The sequence below is a fragment of the Isoptericola aurantiacus genome, from assembly GCF_044769875.1.
Lineage (GTDB): Bacteria > Actinomycetota > Actinomycetes > Actinomycetales > Cellulomonadaceae > Isoptericola > Isoptericola aurantiacus.
Map to the genome: position 1 here is coordinate 258489 of NZ_JBJBAE010000004.1, position 24859 is coordinate 283347.

Consider the following 24859-nt stretch of genomic DNA (forward strand, 5'->3'; position numbering starts at 1 on the left):
GCAGCATGGCCCCATGCCCGCGACGTCCCCGCCACCTCGGCTCGACCCGCTCGTCGTGGGCGGGATCGTCGGGGCGACGACGTTCCGACGTGCGCAGGGCTACCAGCGATCGGGGATGGTCGCCTCCTGGCGGTGGGACGCCGAGGCGCTGGTCCTGACCGCGCGCGTCACGGGGAGCGGCCCGCGGCCGTACGCGTGCCGCATCTGGTTCACGGTCGACGACTCCGGGCGCTTCGCCTTCGAGGACTCGTCCTGCTCGTGCCCGGTGGCGATCGACTGCAAGCACGTCGCGGCCACGCTGCTGCACGTCGGCCCGCACGGTGCGGAGGGTCCGGGGGCGGGCGGCGGGGTCGACTCCGGGTGGCGAGGCCGCCTCGCTGCCGTGACGGGCACGACCGGCCCGACGGCGGCGCCGGCGTCGGGCGGCGTGCTTCCCGTCGCGCTGCGCTTCCGCCTCGACGGGGCGTTCGGCGGCGAGACGCCGGGCCTGTCCGTCCGGCCGGTGGTGCCGGCACGCAACGGGGGCTGGAAGACGGCTCCGGAAGCGAGCTGGGACGCCCTGACGCGCGGTCTGTACGCCTTCGCCGGGGTTCGCGCCACGCCCGCACCGGAGGTGCGGCGCTGGTTCGCCGAGCTCGGTGCGCTCCTGAGCGACGGCCTCGTCCGCACCCGCGACGCGTGGCGCGACCTCTCCGCCGGGGGTCGCGGGCTCTGGCCGCTCCTGGCCGAGGCGTCCGACCTGCAGATCCCGCTCGTCGGGCACGGCGCGCGCGACGAGGTCCACCTGGCGCGCGCCGCCGCGGCGCGCCTCGAGGTCGGGACCGGCGACGGCGGTGTGCGGCTGATGCCGGTCGTCACGTTCGACGACGTCGACGCCGGTACCCAGGACCAGGTCGGTACGGTCGGGGACACGGGGTTGTACGCCGTCGGGTCGGCCGGGGGGCGCACCGTGCTGCGCCTGGGCCCTGCCTCGCGGCGGCTCGGGGACGGTGTGCGCGAGCTCCTCGCGCTCGGGGCCACCGACGTCCCGGACGCCGAGGTCGACGAGCTCTACACCGAGCACCTGCCTGCCCTGCGCCGGATCGCCCGCGTCGTCTCGGACGGGAGCGTCGAGCTGCCTCAGAACCCGCGACCGGTGCTGGTCGGCACCACGCGGTTCGCCTCCCCCGAGCACGCCGAGCTCTCCTGGGAGTGGCGGTACCCGCGCGGTGACGGCGCGTCGCGCACGGTGCCGCTGGACGGCGCCGCCGTCGACCCGTCCCGGGACGTCGAGGTCGAGGCCGAGATCCGGGACAAGGCGGCCGCGGCGATCCGTGGCGTCCCGGGCTTCGAACGCCTCGAGCTCGCGGAACGGCACACGTTCACGGGCCTCGACGCCCTCGACCTGGCTCACGAGGTGCTGCCCGCGCTCGCCGGCACGGAGGTCGTGCTCGCCGGTGACCCCGTCCCGGACTACCACCACCTCGAGGCCCCGGCGCGCGTGGTGGTCGACGGTGCGCCGTCCGGGGACTCCGACTGGCTCGACCTCGGCGTGACGGTCACCGTCGGCGGCAAGGACATCCCGTTCGCCAAGCTCTTCACCGCGCTGGCGAACGGGCGCAAGCGTCTGCTGCTGGTCGACGGCTCCTGGATGCGGTTGAACCAGCCGGTCCTGGGACGCCTGCGCGCGCTCATCGAGGAGGCGGGAGCGCTGGCCGACAAGCCCGGCACGCTTCGGATCAGCCGCTACGACGCCGACCTGTGGAGTGATCTGGAGGACGTCGCGGACGACGTGCAGGTGCCCGATCGGTGGCGCCGCGCCATGGCCGAGCTGCGGAACCTGGCCACGGGGGCGACGACCCCGGAACCGTTGGTGGCCCCGTCGGGCCTGCGGGCCCGGCTGCGGCCGTACCAGCACCAGGCGTTCGAGTGGCTGACCTTCCTGTGGCGGCACGGGCTCGGCGGGATCCTCGCCGACGACATGGGGCTGGGCAAGACGGTCGAGACGCTCGCGTTCGTGGCACACGCGCGCGCCGCGTCGTCGCCGGACGGCGGCCGTCATCCCTTCGTCGTGGTGGCCCCGGCCTCCGTGGTCGGCAACTGGGTGGACGAGGCGGCGCGCTTCACCCCCGACCTGCGCGTGGTCGCGCTGCCCGCCACGACCAGGAAGCTCGGCCGCGAGCTGGCCGAGATCGTCGCCGGCGCCGACGTCGTCGTGGTCTCCTACGCCGTGTTCCGCCTCGACTTCGCGGCGTTCGACGCCCTGGAGTGGACCGGCCTGATCCTCGACGAGGCGCAGTTCGCCAAGAACCCCCGCACCCGGGCCAACCAGACCGCGCGACGGCTCGACGCCCCGTTCAAGCTGGCGATCACCGGGACGCCGATGGAGAACAACCTCACCGAGCTCTGGGCGATGCTGGCGGTCGTGGCACCCGGCCTCTACCCGTCGCTGCACCGCTTCCGTGCCGAGACCGTCCGGCCGGTCGACGCCGCGGCCCACGACGACGACCCGCACGTGGTCGCGGCGGGCAACCGTGCGCTGGCTCGGCTCAAGCGACGCATCCGCACCCTCATGCTGCGCCGCACCAAGGAGCAGGTCGCCCCGGAGCTGCCCGAACGGCAGGAACAGGTGCTGCGCGTCCCGCTCGCCCCGGACCACCGCAAGGTCTACGACACCCACCTGCAGCGGGAGCGGCAGCGGCTGCTCGGGCTGCTGACCGACTTCGAGGCCAACAAGGCCGCCATCTTCCGGTCGCTGACGACGCTGCGGCGCCTCGCCCTGGACGCGTCGCTGGTCGACGACGCCTACGCCGGCGTGACGTCGGCCAAGCTGGACGTCGTGCTCGACCAGCTCACCGAGGTCGCCGCCGAGGGACACCGCACCCTCGTGTTCTCCCAGTTCACCTCGTTCCTGCGCCGGGTCGAGCAGCGGTGCGCCGCCGCGGGCCTGCCCACCGCCTACCTGGACGGCAGCACCCGCGACCGGGCCGGCGTGATCCGCGGCTTCAAGCAGGGTGAGGCCCCGGTCTTCCTCATCAGCCTCAAGGCGGGTGGCGTGGGTCTCAACCTCACCGAGGCCGACTACGTCTACCTGCTCGACCCCTGGTGGAACCCCGCGGCGGAGTCCCAGGCCATCGACCGCACCCACCGGATCGGCCAGACGCGCAACGTCGTGGTCACCCGTCTGGTGGCCGCCGACACCATCGAGGAGAAGGTCATGGCGCTCGCGCGCCGCAAGGCGGCCCTGTTCGACGCGGTGCTGGACGACGACGCCGGGGCCTTCGCGGGCGCGCTCGTCGCCGAGGACGTCCGTGGGCTCCTCGACGGTTAGCGCACCCCGAGCACGAAGGGATGGACGGCGGCCGCGCCGGCCTGGCGCAGCAGCCGGGCGGCGACGGTGAGCGTCCACCCGGACTCGGTCCAGTCGTCCACCAGCAGGACGGTGCGCCCCGGCAGTCCGGCCAGGGCCGCCTCGCCGAGCTCCAGGCGCAGCCGCCGGGCCACCCCCGCGAGCCGCATGGCCGAATTGACGTCGTGGCGGCCGGGCTCGTCGGCTCCGGGCACCGGTCCCACGGCGCCGATCAGCGGCACCCCGAGGTAGGAGGCCAACCCGTTCGCCAGATGGAAGGTGAGCTGCGGGCGGGCCACCGACCGCACGGCGACCACGCCCTCGACGAGCAGGGGCCGTCCCGCGGCGTCCGCCTCGGCGACGTCGACCGCCTCCGCGTCGGTCGCGCCCGGGCCGTGGATCGCGTCCCAGTCGTCGAGCACCCGGGCGGCCGCGCTGCGCAGGGCGGGCGGGGTCTCGCCGTCGGGGGCTCCCGGACCGAACAGCTCGCGCACGGGCCCGGACCAGCCGAGCCCGTCGAAGCGGGCCACGGCTCGGCCCGGCTCGGCCCGCTCGGCCTCGGGGATCTTGCCCTTGACGTCCACCCCGAGGGTGGCGAGCCCCGACGGCCACATCTTGCGCGGCTCGACCTCGACCCCCGGCCGGTCCATCTCCTCGCGTGCCGACGCCACGGTCGCGGCGTCGGGCGGCGGGGGTAGTGCGACGCCGCCGCACCGGTCGCAGCGACCGCACGTCCACCCGTCGGGCAGCGCCGGGTCGTCGAGCTGGGCGCGCAGGTACCGCATGCGGCAGCCGTCGGTGGCGATGTAGTCCAGCATCGCGCGCTGCTCGACGTGGCGGGTCTCGGCGACCCGCTGGTACCGCGCGGCGTCGTAGACCCACTCGGCCCCGGTGGCGACCCAGCCGCCCTTGACCCGGCGGACCGCGCCGTCGACGTCGAGGACCTTGAGCATCGACTCGAGGCGGGACCGCTTCAGGTCGACGTACGTCTCCAGCGCCGCCGTGGACATCGTCTCCCCGGTCTCGGCCAGCGCCGCGAGCGTGGCCCGCACCTGGGGCTCGGCGGGGAAGGCCTGCGAGCCGAACCAGTCCCAGATGGCCCGGTCCTCGTGGCCCGGGAGCAGGACGACCACGGCGTCGTCGACGCCGCGGCCGGCGCGACCGACCTGCTGGTAGTAGGCGATGGGCGACGACGGCGCGCCGAGATGCATGACGAACGCCAGGTCGGGCTTGTCGAACCCCATGCCGAGCGCCGACGTCGCGACCAGGGCCTTGACCCTGTTCTCCTTGAGGTCCTCCTCGAGCTGGGCACGCTGGGTGGGGTCGGTGCGGCCGGTGTAGGCGGCCACGGCGAGCCCGGCACCGCGCAGCTGGGCGGCGACCTCCTCGGCTGCCGAGACCGTCAGGCAGTACACGATCCCGGAGCCGTCGATCTCCTGCAGGGCCTCCACGAGCCAGGCCACGCGCGTGGGCTGGTCCCCGAGCTCCAGCACGGCCAGGTGCAGGGACTCGCGGTCCAGGGCTCCGCGCAGCACGAGCACGCCGTCGGCGGCGAGCACCCGGTCGTCGGTGGTGGCGCCCTCGCCGTGCACGGCCATCTGCTCGGCGACGTCGCCGGTCACGCGTTCGTTGGCCGTCGCGGTCGTCGCCAGCACGGGGATGCCCGGTGGGAGGTCGGCCAGCAGGGTACGGATGCGGCGGTAGTCGGGGCGGAAGTCGTGGCCCCAGTCGGAGATGCAGTGCGCCTCGTCGACGACGACGAGGCCGGCGTCGGCGGCCAGCCGCGGCAGCACCTCGTCGCGGAACGCCGGGTTGTTGAGCCGCTCGGGGGAGCACAGCAGTACGTCCACCTCGCCGGCGGCGATCTGGGCGTGGATCTGCTCCCACTCCGTCACGTTGGACGAGTTGATCGTCACGGCGTGGATCCCGGCGCGGGCGGCCGCCGCGACCTGGTCGCGCATGAGGGCCAGCAACGGCGAGACGATGACGGTGGGTCCGGCGCCGCGGGCGCGCAGGAGGCTCGTCGCGACGAAGTAGACGGCCGACTTGCCCCAGCCGGTGCGCTGCACCACGAGCGCGCGGCGGTGGAACGCCACCAACGCCTCGATGGCGCTCCACTGGTCCTCGCGCAGCTCGGCGTCCTCGCGCCCGACGAGGGCACGCAGCGCCTCGGTGGCCTGCTCGCGCAGGGTGCCACCACCCTCGCCCGCCGTGTCCATCAGCCCGCGCAGCATCGCCAGCTTCGCGCGGCGCGCCGCCTCCGCGCGCTCCGTCCCGCCGGTCCCGCCCGGGCCCGCCGTCGTCGCCGGTGCGGCCGCCGGGCGGGCCTCCGCGGCGTCGTGCGGCGCACCGGCCTCCTCCGGAGGCGGAGGGACGTCGTCGTCCGGAGGGACGTCGTCGTCGGTCCAGGCGGGCACGAGGTCGGCGTACGGGTCGTCCGAGGAGGTCACCCTGCGATCGTAGGGGGAGCGGGGGACACCGCGGGAGGACGGTCCACAGGGCTCAGCGCGCCTGCTCGCGCAGGAGCGCCCAGGTCGAGGCGACGACGGCGACCACCTCCGAGACCGCGGCGACGATCTCGTCCGGGCCGAACATCAGGTGCCCCGACACCTCGAAGAACCCGATCGTCCCGGAGGCGACGAACGCCAGGAGGGTGGCGGCCCCGAAGGCGATCCCGCCCACCAGGGGCAGCCAGTGCCGCCAGGTGACGAGCAGCACGCCCAGCACCGCACCCCCGACGGCGTTGAGCAGGAAGAGCGCGCCGGTCACCTCGAGGTCCCGGTAGCCGTCGGCCCACAGCACCAGGTGCACGACGGCGGAGACCAGCACCCCCAGCGCGGCGACGACGCGCAACGACCAGGACGTGCGGGAGGACGGTCTGCCGCGCGTCGCTGGCACCGATCCGGTGGGGGCGTCCATGATGGACATGCTGCCACCGCCCGTGACCCGCGTCACCCCCGAGGAGCTCTCCGATGAACGCACCCACCGGTCCCGTCACCTGTTCCCGTCGTCAGATTCTGCGCGGTGCGGGACTCGCCACCGGCGTGGTGGTCGGCGGCGGGGTGCTCGTCGCGTGCTCCGACCCGGTCGATCCCTCCGGTGCGGTCGACGACGTGACCACCTCGGGCGCCGGGGAGACCGTCGTCGCGCTCGCGGACGTGCCCGTCGGTGGGGCGGTCAGCGCCGAGGTGGCCGGCACGCCGGTCCTGGTGACCCAGCCCACCGAGGGGGAGGTGCACGTCTTCAGCGCGATCTGCACCCACCAGGGGTGCACGGTCGCACCGGCGGGTGACCTGCTCGAGTGCCCGTGCCACCAGTCGGTGTTCTCCCTGACGGACGCGTCGGTCCAGGCGGGCCCGGCGCCGGAACCCCTGGGCGAGATCGCCGTCGAGGTGGTCGACGGCGACGTCGTCGTCGCCTGAGGCGGTGCCGACGGCCGCCGCACCACCGTCGGGGCGCTCGTAGACTGGTGCGGTGACCACCCCCGACGCTCCGGCGCTGCCGCTGCGCCCCGAGCTCGCCGACGAGGTGCCCTACGGCGCCCCCCAGCTCGACGTGCCCGTGCTGCTCAACGTCAACGAGAACCCGTACGCCCCGTCACCGGACGTCGTCGCGACGATCGCCGAGCGGGTCGCGACCGCCGCGGGCACGCTGAACCGCTACCCCGACCGCGACTTCCCGGCCCTCCGCGCCGACCTGGCCGACTACCTGTCGGTCGAGTCGGGCGTGCGACTGGCCGCCGAGCAGATCTGGGCCGCCAACGGCTCGAACGAGGTCATGCTGCACCTGCTGCAGGCCTTCGGCGGGCCGGGCAGGACGGCGGTCTCGTTCGCGCCGACCTACTCGATGTACCCCGAGTACGCCCGTGACACGCACACGCGGTGGGTGACGGGACGGCGGGCGCAGGACTTCACGGTCGACCCGGAGTCGGCCGTCGCGCTGATCGAGGCCGAACGGCCGTCGGTGATCCTGCTCGCCAGCCCGAACAACCCCACCGGCACGGCCCTGCCGCAGGCCACGATCCGGGCGGTGCTGGACGCCGTGGCCCGGGTGCCCGCCGTCGTCGTCGTCGACGAGGCCTACGCCGAGTTCCGCCGGGCCGGGACGCCGTCGGCGCTCGAGCTGCTCGACCGGTACCCCCTGCTGGCCGTGACCCGCACGATGTCCAAGGCGTTCGCCGCGGCCGGCCTGCGCCTCGGCTATCTCGCGGCATCCACCGCCCTGGTCGACGCGCTGCGCGTCGTGCGCCTGCCGTACCACCTGTCCGCCGTCACCCAGGCGACGGCCCGTGCTGCCCTGGAGCATCGGGACTCGCTGCTCGCCCAGGTGGCGGACCTGCGTGCGGAGCGCGACGGGCTCGTGGCATGGTTGCAGCGGCAGCACGTCTCGGGCCGACCGTTCCAGGTGGCCGAGACCGACGCGAACTTCGTGCTCTTCGGCACGTTCCCGGACCGGCACGCCGTCTGGCGGGGACTGCTGGAGCGCGGGGTCCTGATCCGGGAGACCGGACCCGACGGCTGGCTGCGGGTCTCGGTGGGAACGCCTGAGGAGACCCGCGCGTTCAAGGACGCGTTGCTCGACGTGATCGACCAGGAGGAGCAGTGATGGCGGATCGCACCGCGCGCGTGGAGCGCACGACCAGCGAGTCGAGCGTGGTCGTCGAGGTCGACCTCGACGGCACCGGACGCACCGACGTCTCCACGACCGTGCCGTTCTACGACCACATGCTCACCGCGCTGGGCAAGCACTCCCTGATCGACCTCACGGTGCGCGCCACCGGCGACACCGAGATCGACGCCCACCACACCGTGGAGGACACCGCGATCGTCCTCGGTCAGGCCCTGAAGCAGGCGCTCGGCGACAAGCGGGGCATCTCGCGGTTCGGCGACGCCCTCGTGCCGCTGGACGAGGCGCTCGCCCAGGCGGTCGTCGACGTCTCCGGCCGTCCCTACCTGGTGCACACCGGCGAGCCCGCCGGTCAGGAGTACCACCTCATCGGCGGGCACTTCACCGGCTCCCTGACCCGGCACGTGCTGGAGTCGATCGCGCACCACGCCGACATCTGCCTGCACGTGCGCGTGCTGGCGGGGCGCGATCCCCACCACGTCGTCGAGGCCCAGTTCAAGGCTCTCGCCCGCGCTCTGCGGGCCGCCATCGCCCCCGACCCGCGCGTCGAGGGTGTCCCGTCCACGAAGGGTGCGCTGTAACCGCATGACCGCCGCATCGCCCGAGCAGCCCGAGCAGCACGACCCGACCGTCCGGGACGACGAACCGGGCCTGCCGGAGATCCCCGACGGGTTCGAGATCCCGGACGACCTGTCCGGGCTGGACGGGTCCTCCGACCCCGAGATCGCCGTGCTGATCACCCAGGTCGCCGACGCCGAGCCCCTGGCCGCCGCCTGTGCGCTGGCCGACCTCGACGTCGACGCGGTACCGACCCCCGTGGGGGCGCTCGCCGTGCTGCGGGACCGCAGCGGTGACGCACCCGGCCAGGCAGCAGCCACCGTCTCCCGGCTCGTCCAGGGTGTGCCCCTGATCCTCGTCACACGGCAGGGTGAACAGCTCACCTGCCGCCGGTTCGCCGACGGCGTGGAGGACGGCGAGCTTCCCGCCGGGCTCGTGCTGGGCGGGGCGCCCGACGCGCTGGAGGACCTGCTGACCGGCCACCTGGCGGTCACCGACCTGCCCGGCGTCGTGCCGTCGTCGGGCATCGGCCGACTCAAGGCCGTGCGCATGCTCTCGTCGATCTCCCGTCGGTCGCGGAAGAAGAAGTGATGAGCGAGGTTCCCGAGCTGCTGCCCGAGGGCGGCGCCGCGGCCGAGCTCAACCCCCGTCCCGCTGCTCGCGCCGGCGCCGGAGGGCGGCCGCGGGTCGTGGTGCTCGACTACGGCTTCGGCAACGTCCGCTCGGCGGTGCGTGCGCTGGAGCGGGTGGGTGCCGACGTCGAGCTGACCGCCGACCGGCGCACCGCGGAGCACGCCGACGGCCTGGTGGTCCCCGGCGTGGGGGCCTTCGCCGCCTGCATGGCCGGGCTGCGTGAGGTGCGCGGCGACCAGATCGTGGACCGCCGGCTGGCCGGCGGCCGCCCGGTGCTCGGCATCTGCGTGGGCATGCAGATCATGTTCGACGCCGGGGTGGAGCACGGCGTGCGCGCCGACGGGCTGGGCGAGTGGCGCGGCGTCGTCGACCGGCTCGAGGCGCCGGTCGTCCCGCACATGGGCTGGTCGGGCGTGGAGGCCGCGGACGGCTCGACGCTGTTCGCCGGGATCGCCGACGAGCGCTTCTACTTCGTGCACTCGTACGCCGCCCAGGCGTTCACCCAGGGCCACGACGACGCCGCCGACCCGCGCTACACCCCACCGCGCGTCACCTGGGCGTCGCACGGTCCGGCCGGTGCCGCGGCGCGGTTCGTCGCCGCCGTCGAGGACGGCCCGCTGTCTGCCACGCAGTTCCACCCCGAGAAGTCCGGCGACGCCGGCGCCACCCTGCTCGAGAACTGGGTGCGGTCCCTGTGAGGGCGACCGCCCACCCGCACGTCCACCACGTCTGGAGAGACCCCGCATGACCGAACGCCTCGTGCTGCTGCCCGCCGTCGACGTCGCCGACGGTCAGGCCGTCCGCCTCGTCCAGGGCGAGGCCGGCTCCGAGACCTCCTACGGGGACCCGCTCGCCGCCGCCCTGGACTGGCAGTCCGGCGGTGCGGAGTGGATCCACCTGGTCGACCTCGACGCGGCGTTCGGCCGCGGCTCCAACGCCGACCTGCTCGCCCGGGTCGTGTCCGAGGTCGACGTGCAGGTCGAGCTCTCCGGCGGGATCCGCGACGACGCGTCGCTCGAACGTGCCCTGGGCACGGGGGCGCGCCGGGTCAACATCGGGACGGCCGCGCTGGAGGACCCGGAGTGGACCGCACGCGTGATCGCCGAGCACGGCGACCAGGTGGCCGTGGGCCTGGACGTCCGTGGCACCACGCTGGCCGCACGGGGCTGGACGAAGGAGGGTGGGGACCTGTGGGAGGTGCTCGCCCGCCTGGACGAGGCCGGCTGTTCCCGCTACGTGGTCACCGACGTGACCAAGGACGGCACCCTGCGCGGACCCAACGTCGAGCTGCTGCGCGAGGTCGCCTCCCGCACGCCGGCCCACGTGGTGGCGTCCGGGGGGATCTCGTCGCTCGACGACCTGCGGGCCCTGCGCGCGCTCACCGGTGACGGTGTCGACGCGGCCGTCGTCGGCAAGGCGCTCTACGCCGGGGCGTTCACGCTCCCCGAGGCGCTCGACGTGGCGGGGCGCCCATGAGGTCCATCCAGCCCACCAGCAGGTTCGCCGGTGACGACGGCACCGCCGACGCAGAGCTCGTCCGGCTCGTCGCCGGTCTGAGCACCGGGACGAGTTCGCTGCGCGAGGTCGTGGCGCGGCTGTCGCAGACCAGGGTGCTCGTGCCGGTGCTCGCCGAGGCCGAGGCGACCTCCACCGTCGCTCGTGACGGCGTCGAGCACCAGGTCGACTCCGAGGCGTCCTCGGGTGTCGTCGCCCTCGAGTCCCCGGACGGGCGGCGCGCGTTGCCGGTCTTCTCCTCGGTCGAGGCGATGCGCGCCTGGCGGACCGACGCCCGCCCCGTCCCGGTGGAGGCGCGCCGGGCAGCGTTGTCCGCCGTGGACGAGCGGTGGTCGCTGCTGGTCCTGGACCCGGCCGGGCCGGCCACCGTGCTGGTGCCCCGACCGGCCGTCTGGGCGCTGGCCCAGGGCGTCGAGTGGGTTCCCGCGCTCGTCCCGGGCCCGGACGGCCCGACGGTCGACGCCGACGTGGCCCGGGCGGTCGCGGATGCCGCCGCGCCCGTGCAGCACGTGGTGCGGGCCCATGCCGAGCCGGGCCGCAAGGCCGAGGTGGCCGTCGTCCTGGCCCTGGACCCCGGCCTGGATCGCGCCGGACTGGACACGGTCCTGGGTCAGGTCAACGCTCGCCTCGCCGCGGCGAAGGTGGTTGCGGACCGCGTCGACTCGCTCGAGCTGCGGATCGCCGCGGCGCGCTGAGGGCGGCTGACCGCCCGGCTCTCGCGGCCGGACTCAGCACGGCGGGACGTCGGTGAACGCCGCCTCGTCGGCGAGGAGGTCCTCCAGGGTCGACCGCGGGACGAGCAGCGACCGGCCGTCACCCGTCTTGGCGTAGACGACGCCGATGACCTCGCCGGCGTCGTTGAGCGCTGCCGATCCCGACGACCCCGGCTCGACCGCGGCGTCGGTGACCAGCACCTCACCCAGGTTCTCGTTGAGCGGGTCGGTCGTGGTGCCGATGACGGTGCCCGCGGTGGCCGTGAGCTCGCCGCCTTCCGGGTAGCCGACCACCGTGACGTCGTCTCCCCGTTGCGGGTCCTCCTCCGCGAGGGCGGGGTAGGACGGCAGCTCGTCCTCGGTGCGGACCAGCGCCAGGTCGGCGAGCGCGGCGGTCCCGGCGGCCGAGACGTCGAGGTCGCGGCCGTCATAGGTGCTGACCTGCAACGACTGCGAGTCGACGACCACGTGCCGGTTGGTGACCAGGGTGTGGGAGCCCACCGCGAACCCGGAACCGGTGGACAGCCCGGCGCACCCCACGTTGCGGATGCGGACCGCCATGCGTTGCACGGCGTCGAACCCGTCGGGGGAGAGCCGTTCCTCGCCGGCGGACGCGAGGGTCGGTGCCGCGGCGCTCGGCACGATGTCGGTGGGGACCGGAGGCGGCATCGGCGGCAGCGTCTCCGATACCACCGAGCAGCCCGTCAACGCGCCGGCGACGACGAGCCCGAGCGCGCCGGCCAGGGCGCGCCTCACTGCGCGAGCTCCCGCTGGAGCTGCTCGTTCGCCTCGTTCGCCTCGTCGCACAGGTCCTGGACGTCGGTCGCGAACCGGTCGAGGTCCTGCGGGTCGTAGGCGTCCCGGTCGCCGAGGTAGCCGATGAGCTGGAACTGCGCCTGGGTGCACTGGCCGAGCGCCGTGGCCACGACGCCGGCCGCCTCGCTGACCCGGCGCTGGTAGTCGAGGTACTGCTGGCTGGCCACGTTCTCGTCCCCGAGCTGTGCCTTCTCGTCGGCGAGCTCGGTGATGCGGCCGGTGGCGGTCTCGAGCTGCTCGCGCGCGGCGACCAGCTCGGCGTTGACCCCGTCGAGCTCGGACTGCAGCGCGGCGACCTCGTCGGCGTAGCGGTGCGCCTCGTCCTCCCAGTCGGCGGAGTGCTCCTGCCACGCGTCCGTGGTCTGCCAGAGATAGCCGGCGGTCGCGGTCACGGCGACGAGCAGCACGGCCAGCACGACAGCGGCCACCGTCGCGCCGCGGCCGCGGCGTCGTGCGCGTCGGCGGGGCGGGGCGTCGCTCGGTGCGTCCGGGGGTGGTGGCGCGCCGGGGCGGATCGACGCCGGCGAGGGCGCGGCGGGGCCGGCCGACGTCGTCGTCGGCGGCTCCCAGGACGGGCCGTCGTGGCTCATGTCAGACGACGGAACCCGTGTACTTCTCGCCGGGACCCTCGCCCGGTGCGTCGGGCACCACGGAGGCCTCGCGGAAGGCGAGCTGCAACGAGCGCAGCCCGTCGCGCAGTGAGCGGGCGTGCTGGTTGCCGATGTCCGGGGCCGACGCCGTCACGAGGGCCGCGAGCGCCGTGATGAGCTTGCGGGCCTCGTCCAGGTCCTGCTGGTCGGCGGCCTCGGGGCCCTCGGCCAGGCCGCACTTGACCGCGGCGGCACTCATGAGGTGGACGGCCGCGGTGGTGATCACCTCGACGGCGGCCACGTCGGCGATGTCTCGCGTCGCCGTCGCGGCGTCGATCGGGCCGTCGGACGGTGCGGTGGGAAGGCTCATGGGACCATCTTGGCATCTTCGCCGACCGACGGACGCCGAGGCCGGGCCCACGCGTGGTGGGCCCGGCCTCGGCGGGTCCGCGGCGCCGTCGGCCGGTACCGCGTGCCTCGGTGGCGCTCGCTCAGGCGGCCACCTCGGAGCGGAGCTTGGCGCCCAGCTCGGCGTCGACGTTCGTCCAGTACTGGAAGAACCGCTCGCGGATCTCGTCGATCGTGATGGCCTTGCCCTGGCCGGTCAGCGTCGCCAGGAAGCGCGCCTTGGCGGCGTCGTCGAAGACGTCGCGGTACAGGGTGCCCGCCTGGCCGAAGTCGTCGTCCTCGGAGTGCAGGGTGTAGGCCGACCGCAGCAGCTCGCCGTCGTTCTCCCAGCTCCCCTCGGAGGCGCGGGTCGGGTCGGCCGCCGGGCCGCCGAACGAGTTCGGGGTGTAGACGGGGTGCTCGGGGCCGTTGAAGTGGTAGGCCATCGGACCCTGGTGCATGTAGTTGCTGACCGGGGCGGCGTGGGCCTGGTTGACGGGCAACTGGTTGAAGTTGGCGCCGATGCGGTGGCGGTGGGCGTCGTTGTAGGCGAAGACGCGGGCCATGAGCATCTTGTCGGGGGAGATGTCCGTGCCCGGCACCTGGTTGCCGGGGGAGAACGCCGCCTGCTCGATCTCGGCGAAGAAGTTGCGCGGGTTGCGGTTCAGCGTGAACGTGCCGACCTTGATCAGCGGGTAGTCGCTGTGGGGCCAGACCTTGGTCATGTCGAACGGGTTGAACCGGTACGTCTTGGCGTCCTCGTACGGCATGACCTGGACCTTGACGTCCCAGGAGGGGTGCTCGCCGCGCTCGATGGCCTCGTACAGGTCGCGACGGTAGTGGTCGGCGTCCTCGCCGGCGATGCGCTCGGCGTCCTCGTTGCTGATGTTCTCGACGCCCTGCTTCGAGATGAAGTGGTACTGCACCCAGAACCGCTCGCCGGCGGCGTTGATCCACTGGTAGGTGTGCGAGCCGTAGCCGTTGAGGTGGCGCCAGGACTTCGACAGGCCGCGGTCGCCCATGAGGTAGGTGACCTGGTGGGCGGACTCGGGGGAGAGGGTCCAGAAGTCCCACTGCATGTCGGCGTCGCGCAGGCCGGAGGCCCCGAGGCGCTTCTGGGAGTGGATGAAGTCGGGGAACTTCATGGCGTCGCGCAGGAAGAACACGGGGGTGTTGTTGCCGACGATGTCGAGGTTGCCCTCGGTCGTGTAGAAGCGCAGCGCGAACCCGCGCACGTCGCGCCAGGTGTCGGGGGAGCCCTGCTCGCCGGCCACGGAGGAGAACCGCAGGACGGTCTCGGCCTTGGCGCCCGGCTGGAAGACGGCCGCGCTGGTGTACTGCGAGACGTCCTCGGTGACCTCGAACTCGCCGAAGGCGCCACCGCCCTTGGCGTGCGGGTTGCGCTCCGGGACGCGCTCGCGGTTGAACGAGGCGAGCTTCTCGACGAGGTAGCGGTCGTGCAGGACGGTCGGGCCGTCGGAGCCGACGGTCAGGGAGTACTGGTCGCTGGAGACCGGGGTACCGGTCTGAGTCGTCGTGAACGGGGTCGTCATCGTGACGTCCTTTCTCGGGGGGTTGACAGGCGGGTGGTGGCGCAGTCGGGGCACTCGCCCCAGAAGGTGACCTCGGCCAGGTCCACGGAGAACCCGTGGGTGTCGCCGGGGAGCAGGCACGGGGCGGCGCCGACGGCGCAGTCGATGTCGGCCACGGTGCCGCAGCCCCGGCACACCACGTGGTGGTGGTTGTCGCCGACCCGTCGCTCGTAGCGTGCCGGATGCCCGGCGGGCTCCATCCGGCGCAGGAGGCCGGCGCCGGTCAGCGTGTGCAGGGAGTCGTAGACGGCCTGGACGGAGGCCGAGCCCAGCTCGGCGCGCACCGCCCGGACGACGTCGTCGGCGGTCGAGTGCTGACGGACGTCCAGCGCCCGCAGCACGGCCAGCCGGAGCCCGGTGACCCGCAGGCCGCCGGCGCGCAGGAGCTGCTCGTCGCTCGCGGCAGCAGGGGCGGTGGTCATGGACCCAGCCTAGAGTGTTCTCTGGAACGATTCCAGTTTGGGTCGCCGGCCGGACGTGACCGACGCGACACCTGTTCCGGCATCCCGGGGCGTCCGAGGTCTGGCGGGCGACCGGGGGCGTCGTGCTAAAGTTGTCGCCGGACCGACCCGGCAGATTTCGATGCCGGGTGCAGCAAGCGGAGAACATCCCACCCGAGCTCCGACGGACGCCACCGCGTGTGCGTGTCGACAGGGGCCGGGTCCGGTCGGACGGCTCACGCCGTCCTGCCCCGGTTCGGCGGAGTCACGGCTCTGTCGACGCCGGTCATGATGGCCTCCACCTGTCGCCCAGGTCGGGGGCCTTTCCCGTTCCTGGCAGTCCTACACGACGAGTTCTAGGAGCACCAACATCAGCGAGCCTCGCATCAACGACCGGATCCGCGTCCCCGAGGTCCGGCTCATCGGCCCGGGCGGGGAACAGGTCGGCGTGGTCGCCACGGGAGTCGCCCTGAAGCTTGCCCAGGACGCCGACCTCGACCTGGTCGAGGTCGCCCCGGACGCCCGTCCGCCCGTCGCCAAGCTCATGGACTTCGGCAAGTTCAAGTACGAGTCGGACATGAAGGCGCGCGAGGCGCGCCGCAAGCAGGCGAACACCCTGCTCAAGGAGATCCGGTTCCGCCTCAAGATCGACCCGCACGACTACGCCACCAAGAAGGGCCACGTCGAGCGATTCCTGTCGGCCGGCGACAAGGTCAAGGTCATGATCATGTTCCGCGGTCGCGAGCAGTCCCGCCCCGAGATGGGCGTGCGGCTGCTGCAGCGCCTCGCGGACGACGTCGCGGACCTCGGCTTCGTGGAGTCCATGCCCAAGCAGGACGGGCGCAACATGACCATGGTCCTCGGGCCGGTCAAGAAGAAGGCTGACGCCAAGAACGAGCAGCGCAAGCGCTCGGCCGAGGTCAACGCCCAGCGCAAGACGAAGTCCGAGGTCAAGGCGGAGGCTCGTGCCCGCGCCGGTGCCGACGAGGCACCGGAGCAGCCCGAGGCGCCGGAGCAGTCCGCCACCCCGGAGCAGTCCGAGGCGCCGGCACCGGCGGAGCCGCAGCAGTCGGCGGAGCCGACGCCGGCACCCCGGCCGCGTCCCCGGCCCGCGCCGCGCGTCGGCTGAGGACCGCACAGACCACCTGACACCGGGCCGGCGCACCGGCCACGGTCAGCATCACGTCCCCGCCCTCGGGCGGGAGACCGACACGAGGAGAGACGGCAGTCATGCCGAAGAACAAGACGCACTCCGGCGCCAAGAAGCGCTTCCGGGTCACCGGCAAGGGCAAGCTCATGCGTGAGCAGACCAACGCTCGCCACTACCTCGAGCACAAGTCGAGCCGTCGTACGCGTCGGCTGGCCGTGGACCAGGACGTCGCCCCGGCCGACGTCAAGCGAATCAAGAAGATGCTCGGTAAGTGAGTCCTTCCGGCGGTCGATCCCGCCGGGGCCCACTTCCGACCCGAACTGCAAGGAGCATCACGTGGCACGCGTGAAGCGGGCGGTCAACGCCCACAAGAAGCGCCGTACGACCCTCGAGCGCGCCAGCGGTTACCGCGGCCAGCGCTCGCGCCTGTACCGCAAGGCCAAGGAGCAGGTCACCCACTCCTTCGTCTACTCCTACCGCGACCGGAAGGCCAAGAAGGGCGACTTCCGCAAGCTGTGGATCCAGCGCATCAACGCTGCGTCCCGCGCGCAGGGGCTGACCTACAACCGCTTCGTCCAGGGCCTCAAGGCCGCGGGCGTCGAGGTGGACCGTCGCATGCTCGCCGAGCTCGCGGTCAACGACACCGTCGCGTTCAACGCGCTGGTCCAGGTCGCGAAGGACGCCCTCCCGCAGGACGTCAACGCGCCGAAGGCCGCCTGAGCCACCGCTCAGCACCCCCGGACGCCCGGACAGCCCGCCTGCCGATGCCCCGCATCCCCGACGTGACGCTCGCCAACCCGCGAGCGGAGCGCGTCAAGCAGGTCAGGGCGCTGTCCGGGCGTCCTGCGCGTTCCCGGCACGGGCAGTACCTCGTGGAGGGGCCCCAGGGCGTGCGCGAGGCCGTGCGCCACGCCGCGGACCGCGTCCGTGACGTCTACCTCACCGAGGCTGCCGCCCGGCGGTACGTCGAGATCCTCGTCGGCGCCCGCGACGCCGGTGTGCGCACGCACGTCGGCACGCCCGAGGTGCTGGCAGCGATGAGCCCCGACGCCCAGGGCGTGCTCGCCGTCGTGCGGTCCGCCGCGTCCCGGCTCGACGCCACGCTCGCGGACCTCGCCGAGGGCCGCCGTCGTCCTCTGCTGGTGGCGGTGCTCGCCGCCGTCCGCGATCCGGGGAACGCCGGCACCGTGATCCGCGCGGCCGACGCCGCCGGGGCCGACCTCGTGGTGCTCTCCGGCGAGAGCGTCGACGTGCACAACCCGAAGGTCGTGCGCTCCACGGCGGGCTCGCTGTTCCACCTGCCCGTGGTGACCGACGTCGCGCTGACCGAGGCCCTCGACGCCGTCCGTGCCGCGGGCTGCACGGTGCTCGCCGCGGACGGTGCGGGCGACCGCGACCTGGACGACCTCCTGGACGTCGCGGGTCCCGCCGGCTCGACCAGACCCGCGGGCACCCCCGATCTGGCGGACTCCACCGCGTGGGTCTTCGGTAACGAGGCCTGGGGGCTGCCGGAGGCCGACCGCGCGCTCGCCGACGCCGTCGTGCGGGTGCCGATCCGGGGCCGTGCCGAGTCGCTCAACCTCGCCACGGCCGCCACCGTGTGCCTGTACGCCTCGGGGCGCGCGCAGCGCTGACCGCGGCGTCCCCCGACCGGACCGCCGTCGTCGTCGCTAGCATCGCCGGGTGCGACTGTTCACCGCGGTGTACCCGTCCCCGCAGGCCCTGCACCACCTCGACCTCGCGCTCACGGGCGTGGGCGGCCCGGCGGTCGACGATCCCGGTGCCGGTCTGCGCTGGGTCCCGGCCGGGCAGCGGCACGTGACGCTGAGCTTCCACGGCGAGGTGCCCGACGGCGCGGTGGAGGGCTATGTCGAGTCGCTCCGGCGCGAGGTGGGCGGCCTGGCGCCGTTCGACCTGTCCCTGGCCGGCAGCGGCTCGTTCGGAGGCCGCACCCTGTGGGTGGGGCTCGGCGGCGCCGTGGAGCGCCTGCGCTCCCTCGCGGCCGCCGTGGATGCCGCAGCGCAGGAGACCGGCCTCGGTGGTGCCGACCGGGCGGGCGGCCGCGCACACCTGACCGTCGCGCGTGCGTCGTCGTCGGCGGCGCGGGCCGAGCGGGGCCGGGCACGACGCTCCCGACGTCGCGACCCGGGTGCCCCGCCGGTCCCGTCGCGACTGGAGGACTGGGCACGCGCCCTGGCGGTGTACCGCGGGCCGGTCTGGACCGTGGGGGCCGTGCGGGTCGTCGCCTCGGAGCTCGGCGCCGGGAGGTCCGGAGGTCCGGCGCACTCCGAGGTCGCCGCCGTACCGCTCGACGGGCACATAGACTGACCCCCGCCGCCACGCACCTGATCAGGAAGGCCCGCATGTCTGCGCCCGAACCCCTGCCCGACCCGCTGGACACCGCCGCCCTCGACGCCGCCGTCGACGCCGCGCTGAGCCAGATCGCGGACGCGTCCGACCTCGAGGACCTCAGGGCGGTGCGGGTGCGGCACACCGGTGACCGCAGCCCGCTGGCGCTGGCCAACCGCGCCATCGGTGCCCTGCCCGGCCCGGACAAGGCGGCGGCCGGCAAGAACGTCGGACCGCGCCGGGGCCGCATCAACCAGGCGCTGGCGGCCCGGCAGGTCGAGCTGGAGACCGAGCGGGACGCCCGCGTGCTCGTCGAGGAGACCGTCGACGTCACGCTGCCGACGAACCGCGCCGCCCGCGGTGCCCGGCACCCGATCGAGCTGATCCAGGAGCGCGTGGCCGATTTCTTCGTCGGGCTCGGCTGGGAGATCGCCGACGGTCCCGAGGTCGAGGCCGAGTGGTTCAACTTCGACGCCCTGAACTTCGGGCCGGACCACCCGGCGCGCCAGATGCAGGACACCTTCTACGTCGACGGCGGCAAGAACCTCGTCCTGCGCACGCACACGTCACCGGTGCAGGCCCACTCGCTGCTCGAGCGGGGCGCCCCGCTCTACATCGCATGCCCGGGCAAGGTGTTCCGGACCGACGCCCTCGACGCCACCCACACGCCGGTCTTCCACCAGGTCGAGGGCCTCGCCGTCGACAGGGGCCTGACGATGGCGAACCTCGTCGGCACCCTGGACGCGTTCGCCCGGGCCATGTTCGGCCCGGAGGCGCGCACGCGCCTGCGCCCGAGCTTCTTCCCGTTCACCGAGCCGAGCGCCGAGATGGACCTGTGGTTCCCGCAGAAGAAGGGCGGCGCGGGCTGGATCGAGTGGGGCGGCTGCGGCATGGTCCACCCGAACGTGCTGCGCGCCGCCGGCGTGGACCCCGACGAGTACTCCGGGTTCGCGTTCGGCATGGGCATCGAGCGCACGCTCATGCTGCGCCACTCGATCGCTGACATGCACGACATGGTGGAGGGCGACGTGCGCTTCTCCACGCAGTTCGGGACGGAGATCTGATGCCCCGCATCGTTGCTGACTGGCTGGCCGACCACGTCGAGCTGCCCGCGGACCTCACCACTTCCCAGCTCGCCGCGGACCTGGTCCGTGTCGGGCTGGAGGAGGAGGAGATCCACCCCGCGGCCGTCACCGGCCCGCTCGTGGTGGGCCGGGTCCTGGCGATGGCGCCGGAGCCGCAGAAGAACGGCAAGACGATCAACTGGTGCCTGGTCGACGTCGGCCCGGAGCACAACGCGACGCAGATCAAGGGCGTCGACGACGCGGACGTCCCCGCCGGTGGTGCACGGGGCATCGTCTGCGGCGCGCACAACTTCGCGGTCGGTGACCTCGTCGTGGTCTCCCTGCCCGGCACGGTGCTGCCCGGCGGCTTCGCCATCGCGTCGCGCAAGACGTACGGGCACGTCTCCGACGGCATGATCTGCTCCACCAAGGAGCTGGGGCTCGGCGAGGACCACGCCGGCATCCTCGTGCTCACGGAGGCCGGCTTCGACGCCGCGGACCTCACGCCCGGTCAGGACGCGGTCGCGCTGCTGGGCCTCGGTGACGAGGTGCTCGAGATCAACGTCACCCCGGACCGCGGGTACGCGTTCAGCTACCGCGGGGTGGCGCGTGAGTACGCGCACTCCACCGGTGCCACCTTCACCGACCGCGGTCTGCCCGACGCGCTGCCCACGCCGCCCCCCGCGCCGACCGCGGACGGGTTCGCCGTCGAGGTGGACGACGCCGCGCCGCTCGACGGGCGGATCGGCTGCGACCGGTTCGTGACGCGGGTCGTGCGCGGCATCGACCCCGCGGCACCGACGCCGTCGTGGATGAAGCGCCGCCTCGAGGGATCGGGCATGCGGTCGATCTCGCTGGCCGTGGACGTCACCAACTACGTGATGCTGGACCTCGGCCAACCCCTGCACGCCTACGACCTCGACCAGGTGGCCGCACCGGTCGTGGTGCGCCGCGCCGCGCCCGGGGAGCGCCTGACCACGCTGGACGACGTCGAGCGACCCTTGGACACCGAGGACCTGCTCATCACCGACTCGCCCGACGGCGAGCGCGGCTCCCGGGTGCTCGGCCTGGCCGGGGTCATGGGCGGTGCCTCCTCCGAGGTCTCGCCGACCACGGACGCCGTCCTGATCGAGGCCGCACACTTCGACCAGGTCTCCGTGGCTCGCACCGCCCGCCGCCACAAGCTGCCCTCGGAGGCGGCCAAGCGGTTCGAGCGGGGCGTGGACCCGCGCCTGCCGGCCGTCGCGGCCCAGCGGGTCGTGGACCTGCTCGTCGAGCTCGCCGGCGGCACGGCCGACGCCGCCGTGAGCGACCTGGACACCACGGCCGACCCCACACCGATCCTGTTCGACGTCGCCCTGCCCTCACGCACCTCCGGTGTCGCGTACACCCGCGAGCAGGTGGTCGGTGTCCTGGCCCGGATCGGCTGTGCCGTGGACGGCGACGGCGGCACGGTCACCGTGACCCCGCCGACGTGGCGTCCCGACCTGACCGAGCCGGCCACCCTGGTCGAGGAGGTTGTGCGCATCCTGGGCTACGACCAGATCCCCTCGGTGCTGCCCGCGGCACCCGGGGGCCGCGGTCTGACCGGTGAGCAGCGCACCCGGCGCTCGGTCGCCCGGGCGCTCGCGGACGCCGGCCTCGTCGAGGTCCTGTCCTACCCGTTCATCGGCACGCAGGACCTGGACGCCCTGGCCCTGCCCGACGACGACCCGCGGCGCGTGGCGCTGCGGCTGGCGAACCCGCTGGCCGACGACAGGCCGCTGCTGCGCACCCACCTCCTCGTCACGCTCCTGGAGACCGCCCGGCGGAACGTCTCGCGCGGCATCGAGGACGTGGCCGTCTTCGAGATCGGTCTGGTGACCCGGCCGGCGGCCGACGCCCCGGCGGCACCCTCGCTGCCGGTGGGTGCCCGCCCGGTCCAGGACGAGCTGGACGCCCTGGCGGCGGCCACCCCGGACCAGCCGCGCCGCGTGGCCGGGGTGCTGGCCGGTCGTCGGCTGCCCGCCGGCTGGTGGGGCGCGGGCCGTCCCGTGGACTGGGCCGACGCGCTGGAGATCGCCCGCCTGGTGGCCGACGTCGCCGGTGCCGACGTCACCGTGACCATCGACCCGGACCACCTGCCGTGGCACCCCGGTCGGTGTGCACGGCTCGAGGTCGTGGACGGTGACGGGAGCACCCGCACGGCCGGCCACGCCGGCGAGCTGCACCCGAAGGTGCTCGAGGCCCTCGGTCTGCCGCCGCGCACGGCCGCGTTCGAGCTCGACCTGTCGGTGCTGGTCGACGCCGCGGGCGACGAACCGCTCGCGGCGGTGCCGGTCTCTGCGTTCCCGGCCGCCAAGGAGGACTTCGCGTTCGTCGTGGACGCCGAGGTGCCTGCGGCCGACGTCGAGGCGGCCGTCGTGGCCGGCGCGGGACCGCTCCTGGACGCGGTGACGCTGTTCGACGTCTACACCGGGGAGCAGGTCGGCACGGGCAGGAAGTCCCTCGCCTACTCGCTCAGGTTGCGCGCCGAGGACCGCACCCTGACCGCCGACGACGTGCGTGCGGTCAGGGACGGCGTCGTGGCGGCGGCCGCCGAACGGGTGGGGGCGGTCCTGCGTGGTTGATCAGGACGTGCCCGCCGCACGGACCGCGCTGGTCACGGGAGCGACCCGCGGCATCGGCCGGGCGGTCGCGCTCGGCCTGGCCGCGGCCGGGATCGACGTGGCGCTGCTGGCCCGCGACGCCGACCGTCTCGCGCAGGTCGCCGACGAGGTCCGCGCCGCCGGTCGCACGGCCGTCGTCCTGCCGTGCGACGTGACGGACCCCGGTGCGGTCGCCGCGGCGGTGCGGCAGGCCGAGGACGAGCTCGGCTCCGTGGACCTGCTGGTGAACAACGCGGGACGGATCGACGCCGAGGTGCCCGCCTGGGAGGCGGACGTCGACGAGTGGTGGCAGGTGATGGAGACCAATGTGCGGGGACCGTTCCTGCTGGTGCGCGCGGCGGTCCCCGGCATGCTCGCCCGCGGCGGCGGACGCGTGGTCGACCTGAACAGCGGTTCGGGCTCGCACGACATGACCTACTCCAGCGCCTACAACCTGTCCAAGACCGCACTGATGCGCCTGGGGCACCACCTGCACGCCACCGGGTACGGGCAGGGGCTGCGCACGCTCGAGCTGGCGCCCGGCGTCGTCTCCACGGACATGACGGCCTCGATGGACGTCCACGCCGGGCGCACGGAGTGGACCCCGGTCGACCGGACGGTCGACGTCACGGTCGCGTTCGCCCGCGGCGAGCTCGACGCGTGCTCGGGCTGGTTCGTGCGGGTCTCGGACGACACCCCGGACTCGTTGCGGGCGACGGCGGACCGTGCGACGTCGGCGGCGCCGCGGCACCTGCGGGTCCTGCCCGCGGGTGACGACGACGCGCTGCGGCAGGCGCTCACCGGCCGCTGAGACCGACGGCGGCGGGCGTCCGTCCGCCGCCGTCGGGGTGCTGCTCAGCCCTGGGCGTCGCGCCAGGCGACCCACTGCGCGGCCGTCGACAGGTCGTAGTCGGGGCCGTTGACGCCGATGGTCAGGAGGGTTGCTCCCGCCGCGACCAGGCCGGGACCGGTCGCCTCCGGCGGCCCCTGGACCCCGACGGACCGCTCGACCAGGGTGGCGGTGTCGCGCCCGACGGCCTCGCCGTGCTCGTCGAGGATCGCGGACTTGCGGCGCAGCGTGTCGACGTCGCCGAAGGAGTGCCAGACGTCGGCGTGCTCGGCGACGATCCGCAACGTCTTCTTCTCCCCGCCGCCACCGATGAGGATCGGGATGTCGCGGGTGGGCGCGGGGTTGCCGACGGCGAGCCGGCGCCGGATGCGGGGCATCGCCTCGGACAGCTCCGCGATGCGCGAGCCGGCGGTGCCGAACTCGTAGCCGAACTGGTCGTAGTCCTTCTCGAACCATCCCGCGCCGAGGCCGAGGACGAGCCGGCCGCCGGAGATGTGGTCGACGGTGCGGGCCATGTCGGCCAGCAGGTCGGGGTTGCGGTAGCCGTTGCCGGTGACCAGGGCGCCGATCTCGACGCGCTCGGTCTGCTCGGCCCAGGCGCCGAGCATCGTCCAGCACTCGAAGTGCTTGCCGTCCGGATCGCCGGACAACGGGTAGAAGTGGTCCCAGTTGAAGACGACGTCGACGCCGAGGTCCTCGGCGCGCAGCACGGCGTCGCGGATCTGGCCGTAGTCGGCGTGCTGGGGCTGGAGCTGGACGGCGACGCGCAGCGGCCGGTCCGTGAGGGGGTTGTCCATGCCCCCACGCTACGACGTGCGGGTGGCCACCACGAAGACACGCCGGAAGGGCAGCGGGGTCCCGAAGGACGCTGTCGGGTAGGCCTCGCGCAGCGCTGCGCCGTACTCGGCGTCGAACTGGGCGCGGACGGCGGTGCCGTGCGCGGCGTCGTGCGCGTCCAGGGCGTGCAGCACGGGCTGGGCGCCGGTGGCGGAGATCCAGCGGAGCACGGGGTGGCGTCCGTCGTCCGTGTCCGACAGGACGTGCATGTAGGTCGTCTCCCAGGCGTCGACCTCCCACCCGGGTGCGGCGAGATCGTCCAGGTAGTCGGCAGGATCGCCCACCGCCCGTCGTGCGACGGGCCCGACGACGGCCGCGTACGGCGCGCGTGCCGCCACCTCGCGCAGGAGCCGGTGGCTGGGGGCGTCGTGGTTGCCCGGCACGGAGAACGCGAACGTCTGCCGGGTGCGCCGGGCGAGGTCGGGCAGGAGGGCCCGGTGACCGGCCACCCACTGGAACGTCGCGTTGCTGATGATCAGGTCGGGCCGTGCGGGGGCCGCCTCCACGGGGTCACCGGCCGCGACGTCCCGGACGTCACCCAGTACGTAGCGGCCGGCGGGATCGGCCGCGCGGGCTCGATCGAGCATCGCGGGAGAGCTGTCGAGCCCGACGACGGCGGCGCGCGGCCAGCGTCGGCGCAGGTGTTCGGTGAGGTGGCCGGGTCCGCAGCCGAGGTCGAGCACGGTGGCCGGCTCGCGCCGGACGAGAGCGAGAAGGTCGGCGAACGGTCGGGAACGCTCCGCGGTGAAGCGGAGGTACTCGGTGGGGGACCAGTCGGCCACGG

The 24859-nt window shown here is 73.9% G+C and carries 25 protein-coding genes; 16 read left to right on the plus strand and 9 right to left on the minus strand.

From position 1 onward, the window contains the following. Positions 1–13 precede the first annotated feature (13 nt). Positions 14–3310 (plus strand): DEAD/DEAH box helicase, encoded by a 3297-nt coding sequence (locus tag ACIQLL_RS13550; RefSeq protein WP_402468029.1) that lies wholly within the window; start codon positions 14–16, stop codon positions 3308–3310. On the opposite strand, the gene ACIQLL_RS13555 is transcribed toward ACIQLL_RS13550, so the two are convergent. Continuing rightward, on the minus strand, positions 3307–5562 hold the full coding sequence (locus ACIQLL_RS13555; protein WP_402468151.1) for a RecQ family ATP-dependent DNA helicase: 2256 nt from the start codon (positions 5560–5562) through the stop codon (positions 3307–3309). The genes ACIQLL_RS13550 and ACIQLL_RS13555 overlap by 4 nt on opposite strands. 268 nt (positions 5563–5830) lie before the next feature. Then, complete coding sequence (locus ACIQLL_RS13560; RefSeq protein ID WP_402468031.1) at positions 5831–6247, minus strand: hypothetical protein; 417 nt, start codon at positions 6245–6247, stop codon at positions 5831–5833. A 53-nt stretch (positions 6248–6300) separates the two neighbouring features. Here ACIQLL_RS13560 and ACIQLL_RS13565 point away from each other — a divergent pair, with 53 nt between their 5' ends. The 7 genes from ACIQLL_RS13565 to ACIQLL_RS13595 are packed head-to-tail and all read left to right on the plus strand — an operon-like array spanning position 6301 to position 11355. Further along, on the plus strand, positions 6301–6750 hold the full coding sequence (locus tag ACIQLL_RS13565; RefSeq protein WP_402468032.1) for a QcrA and Rieske domain-containing protein: 450 nt from the start codon (positions 6301–6303) through the stop codon (positions 6748–6750). 52 nt (positions 6751–6802) lie between these two features. Next, positions 6803–7933 (plus strand): histidinol-phosphate transaminase, encoded by a 1131-nt coding sequence (locus ACIQLL_RS13570; RefSeq protein WP_402468035.1) that lies wholly within the window; start codon positions 6803–6805, stop codon positions 7931–7933. Continuing rightward, positions 7933–8535, plus strand: coding sequence for an imidazoleglycerol-phosphate dehydratase HisB (gene hisB / locus ACIQLL_RS13575; RefSeq protein ID WP_402468038.1), 603 nt, complete (start codon positions 7933–7935; stop codon positions 8533–8535). Before ACIQLL_RS13570 ends, hisB begins: the two co-directional genes overlap by 1 nt. A gap of 4 nt (positions 8536–8539) precedes the next feature. Then, positions 8540–9103: a hypothetical protein gene (locus ACIQLL_RS13580; RefSeq protein WP_402468041.1), complete on the plus strand. Its 564-nt coding sequence runs from the start codon at positions 8540–8542 to the stop codon at positions 9101–9103. Beyond that, positions 9103–9843: an imidazole glycerol phosphate synthase subunit HisH gene (gene hisH, locus ACIQLL_RS13585; protein WP_402468044.1), complete on the plus strand. Its 741-nt coding sequence runs from the start codon at positions 9103–9105 to the stop codon at positions 9841–9843. The genes ACIQLL_RS13580 and hisH overlap by 1 nt, the downstream gene beginning before the upstream one ends. Before the next feature lie 46 nt (positions 9844–9889). Beyond that, positions 9890–10621: a bifunctional 1-(5-phosphoribosyl)-5-((5-phosphoribosylamino)methylideneamino)imidazole-4-carboxamide isomerase/phosphoribosylanthranilate isomerase PriA gene (priA, locus tag ACIQLL_RS13590; RefSeq protein ID WP_402468046.1), complete on the plus strand. Its 732-nt coding sequence runs from the start codon at positions 9890–9892 to the stop codon at positions 10619–10621. Next, on the plus strand, positions 10618–11355 hold the full coding sequence (locus ACIQLL_RS13595; protein ID WP_402468049.1) for an SseB family protein: 738 nt from the start codon (positions 10618–10620) through the stop codon (positions 11353–11355). The genes priA and ACIQLL_RS13595 overlap by 4 nt, the downstream gene beginning before the upstream one ends. A 33-nt stretch (positions 11356–11388) precedes the next feature. Here ACIQLL_RS13595 and ACIQLL_RS13600 read toward each other — a convergent pair whose 3' ends face one another. The 5 genes from ACIQLL_RS13600 to ACIQLL_RS13620 all read right to left on the minus strand — a co-directional run bounded on the left by ACIQLL_RS13600 (position 11389) and on the right by ACIQLL_RS13620 (position 15180). Continuing rightward, positions 11389–12042, minus strand: a complete 654-nt coding sequence (locus ACIQLL_RS13600) for a S1C family serine protease (RefSeq protein ID WP_402468052.1) — start codon at positions 12040–12042, stop codon at positions 11389–11391. An 83-nt stretch (positions 12043–12125) separates the two neighbouring features. After that, on the minus strand, positions 12126–12779 hold the full coding sequence (locus ACIQLL_RS13605) for a hypothetical protein (protein ID WP_402468055.1): 654 nt from the start codon (positions 12777–12779) through the stop codon (positions 12126–12128). 1 nt (position 12780) lies between these two features. Further along, positions 12781–13149, minus strand: a complete 369-nt coding sequence (locus ACIQLL_RS13610; RefSeq protein ID WP_402468057.1) for a DUF1844 domain-containing protein — start codon at positions 13147–13149, stop codon at positions 12781–12783. Positions 13150–13270: 121 nt separating this feature from the next. Continuing rightward, complete coding sequence (locus ACIQLL_RS13615) at positions 13271–14719, minus strand: catalase (protein WP_402468060.1); 1449 nt, start codon at positions 14717–14719, stop codon at positions 13271–13273. Further along, a complete protein-coding gene (locus tag ACIQLL_RS13620; RefSeq protein ID WP_402468062.1) occupies positions 14716–15180 on the minus strand; it encodes a Fur family transcriptional regulator in 465 nt (154 codons plus the stop codon). Before ACIQLL_RS13620 ends, ACIQLL_RS13615 begins: the two co-directional genes overlap by 4 nt. Before the next feature lie 415 nt (positions 15181–15595). Between ACIQLL_RS13620 and infC the strand changes: the two genes are divergently transcribed. The 8 genes from infC to ACIQLL_RS13660 all read left to right on the plus strand — a co-directional run bounded on the left by infC (position 15596) and on the right by ACIQLL_RS13660 (position 23199). After that, positions 15596–16327, plus strand: coding sequence for a translation initiation factor IF-3 (gene infC, locus ACIQLL_RS13625; RefSeq protein ID WP_402468154.1), 732 nt, complete (start codon positions 15596–15598; stop codon positions 16325–16327). 101 nt (positions 16328–16428) lie between these two features. Then, a complete protein-coding gene (rpmI, locus tag ACIQLL_RS13630; protein ID WP_402468065.1) occupies positions 16429–16623 on the plus strand; it encodes a 50S ribosomal protein L35 in 195 nt (64 codons plus the stop codon). A gap of 61 nt (positions 16624–16684) precedes the next feature. Beyond that, on the plus strand, positions 16685–17068 hold the full coding sequence (gene rplT / locus ACIQLL_RS13635) for a 50S ribosomal protein L20 (protein ID WP_402468068.1): 384 nt from the start codon (positions 16685–16687) through the stop codon (positions 17066–17068). Positions 17069–17112: 44 nt separating this feature from the next. Further along, positions 17113–17982, plus strand: coding sequence for a TrmH family RNA methyltransferase (locus ACIQLL_RS13640; RefSeq protein WP_402468070.1), 870 nt, complete (start codon positions 17113–17115; stop codon positions 17980–17982). Between the two features lie 49 nt (positions 17983–18031). Continuing rightward, positions 18032–18676, plus strand: a complete 645-nt coding sequence (locus tag ACIQLL_RS13645; protein WP_402468072.1) for a 2'-5' RNA ligase family protein — start codon at positions 18032–18034, stop codon at positions 18674–18676. Between the two features lie 35 nt (positions 18677–18711). Beyond that, positions 18712–19761: a phenylalanine--tRNA ligase subunit alpha gene (pheS, locus tag ACIQLL_RS13650; RefSeq protein ID WP_402468075.1), complete on the plus strand. Its 1050-nt coding sequence runs from the start codon at positions 18712–18714 to the stop codon at positions 19759–19761. Continuing rightward, entirely contained in the window at positions 19761–22370 is a 2610-nt protein-coding gene (gene pheT / locus ACIQLL_RS13655) for a phenylalanine--tRNA ligase subunit beta (protein ID WP_402468077.1), read from the plus strand. The genes pheS and pheT overlap by 1 nt, the downstream gene beginning before the upstream one ends. Positions 22371–22377: 7 nt before the next feature. Next, positions 22378–23199, plus strand: a complete 822-nt coding sequence (locus ACIQLL_RS13660) for an SDR family NAD(P)-dependent oxidoreductase (protein ID WP_402468080.1) — start codon at positions 22378–22380, stop codon at positions 23197–23199. 44 nt (positions 23200–23243) lie between these two features. Here the strand turns inward: ACIQLL_RS13660 and ACIQLL_RS13665 are convergent, their stop codons facing one another. Continuing rightward, complete coding sequence (locus tag ACIQLL_RS13665) at positions 23244–24035, minus strand: LLM class F420-dependent oxidoreductase (protein WP_402468083.1); 792 nt, start codon at positions 24033–24035, stop codon at positions 23244–23246. Between the two features lie 9 nt (positions 24036–24044). Continuing rightward, positions 24045–24857 carry a methyltransferase domain-containing protein gene (locus ACIQLL_RS13670; RefSeq protein WP_402468086.1) on the minus strand — a complete coding sequence of 271 codons (813 nt, stop codon included), beginning with the start codon at positions 24855–24857 and terminating at the stop codon, positions 24045–24047. Positions 24858–24859: the final 2 nt, after the last annotated feature.

Bases quoted from the DNA above. Each gene is read 5' to 3' on its own strand.
- ACIQLL_RS13550 (WP_402468029.1), top strand. From the start codon at position 14: ATGCCCGCGACGTCCCCGCCACCTCGGCTCGACCCGCTCGTCGTGGGC.
- ACIQLL_RS13555 (WP_402468151.1), bottom strand. From the start codon at position 5,562: ATGCTGCGCGGGCTGATGGACACGGCGGGCGAGGGTGGTGGCACCCTG.
- ACIQLL_RS13560 (WP_402468031.1), bottom strand. From the start codon at position 6,247: ATGGACGCCCCCACCGGATCGGTGCCAGCGACGCGCGGCAGACCGTCC.
- ACIQLL_RS13565 (WP_402468032.1), top strand. From the start codon at position 6,301: ATGAACGCACCCACCGGTCCCGTCACCTGTTCCCGTCGTCAGATTCTG.
- hisB (WP_402468038.1), top strand. From the start codon at position 7,933: ATGGCGGATCGCACCGCGCGCGTGGAGCGCACGACCAGCGAGTCGAGC.
- ACIQLL_RS13580 (WP_402468041.1), top strand. From the start codon at position 8,540: ATGACCGCCGCATCGCCCGAGCAGCCCGAGCAGCACGACCCGACCGTC.
- hisH (WP_402468044.1), top strand. From the start codon at position 9,103: ATGAGCGAGGTTCCCGAGCTGCTGCCCGAGGGCGGCGCCGCGGCCGAG.
- priA (WP_402468046.1), top strand. From the start codon at position 9,890: ATGACCGAACGCCTCGTGCTGCTGCCCGCCGTCGACGTCGCCGACGGT.
- ACIQLL_RS13595 (WP_402468049.1), top strand. From the start codon at position 10,618: ATGAGGTCCATCCAGCCCACCAGCAGGTTCGCCGGTGACGACGGCACC.
- ACIQLL_RS13600 (WP_402468052.1), bottom strand. From the start codon at position 12,042: ATGCCGCCTCCGGTCCCCACCGACATCGTGCCGAGCGCCGCGGCACCG.
- ACIQLL_RS13605 (WP_402468055.1), bottom strand. From the start codon at position 12,779: ATGAGCCACGACGGCCCGTCCTGGGAGCCGCCGACGACGACGTCGGCC.
- ACIQLL_RS13610 (WP_402468057.1), bottom strand. From the start codon at position 13,149: ATGAGCCTTCCCACCGCACCGTCCGACGGCCCGATCGACGCCGCGACG.
- ACIQLL_RS13615 (WP_402468060.1), bottom strand. From the start codon at position 14,719: ATGACGACCCCGTTCACGACGACTCAGACCGGTACCCCGGTCTCCAGC.
- ACIQLL_RS13620 (WP_402468062.1), bottom strand. From the start codon at position 15,180: ATGACCACCGCCCCTGCTGCCGCGAGCGACGAGCAGCTCCTGCGCGCC.
- rpmI (WP_402468065.1), top strand. From the start codon at position 16,429: ATGCCGAAGAACAAGACGCACTCCGGCGCCAAGAAGCGCTTCCGGGTC.
- ACIQLL_RS13640 (WP_402468070.1), top strand. From the start codon at position 17,113: ATGCCCCGCATCCCCGACGTGACGCTCGCCAACCCGCGAGCGGAGCGC.
- pheS (WP_402468075.1), top strand. From the start codon at position 18,712: ATGTCTGCGCCCGAACCCCTGCCCGACCCGCTGGACACCGCCGCCCTC.
- pheT (WP_402468077.1), top strand. From the start codon at position 19,761: ATGCCCCGCATCGTTGCTGACTGGCTGGCCGACCACGTCGAGCTGCCC.
- ACIQLL_RS13665 (WP_402468083.1), bottom strand. From the start codon at position 24,035: ATGGACAACCCCCTCACGGACCGGCCGCTGCGCGTCGCCGTCCAGCTC.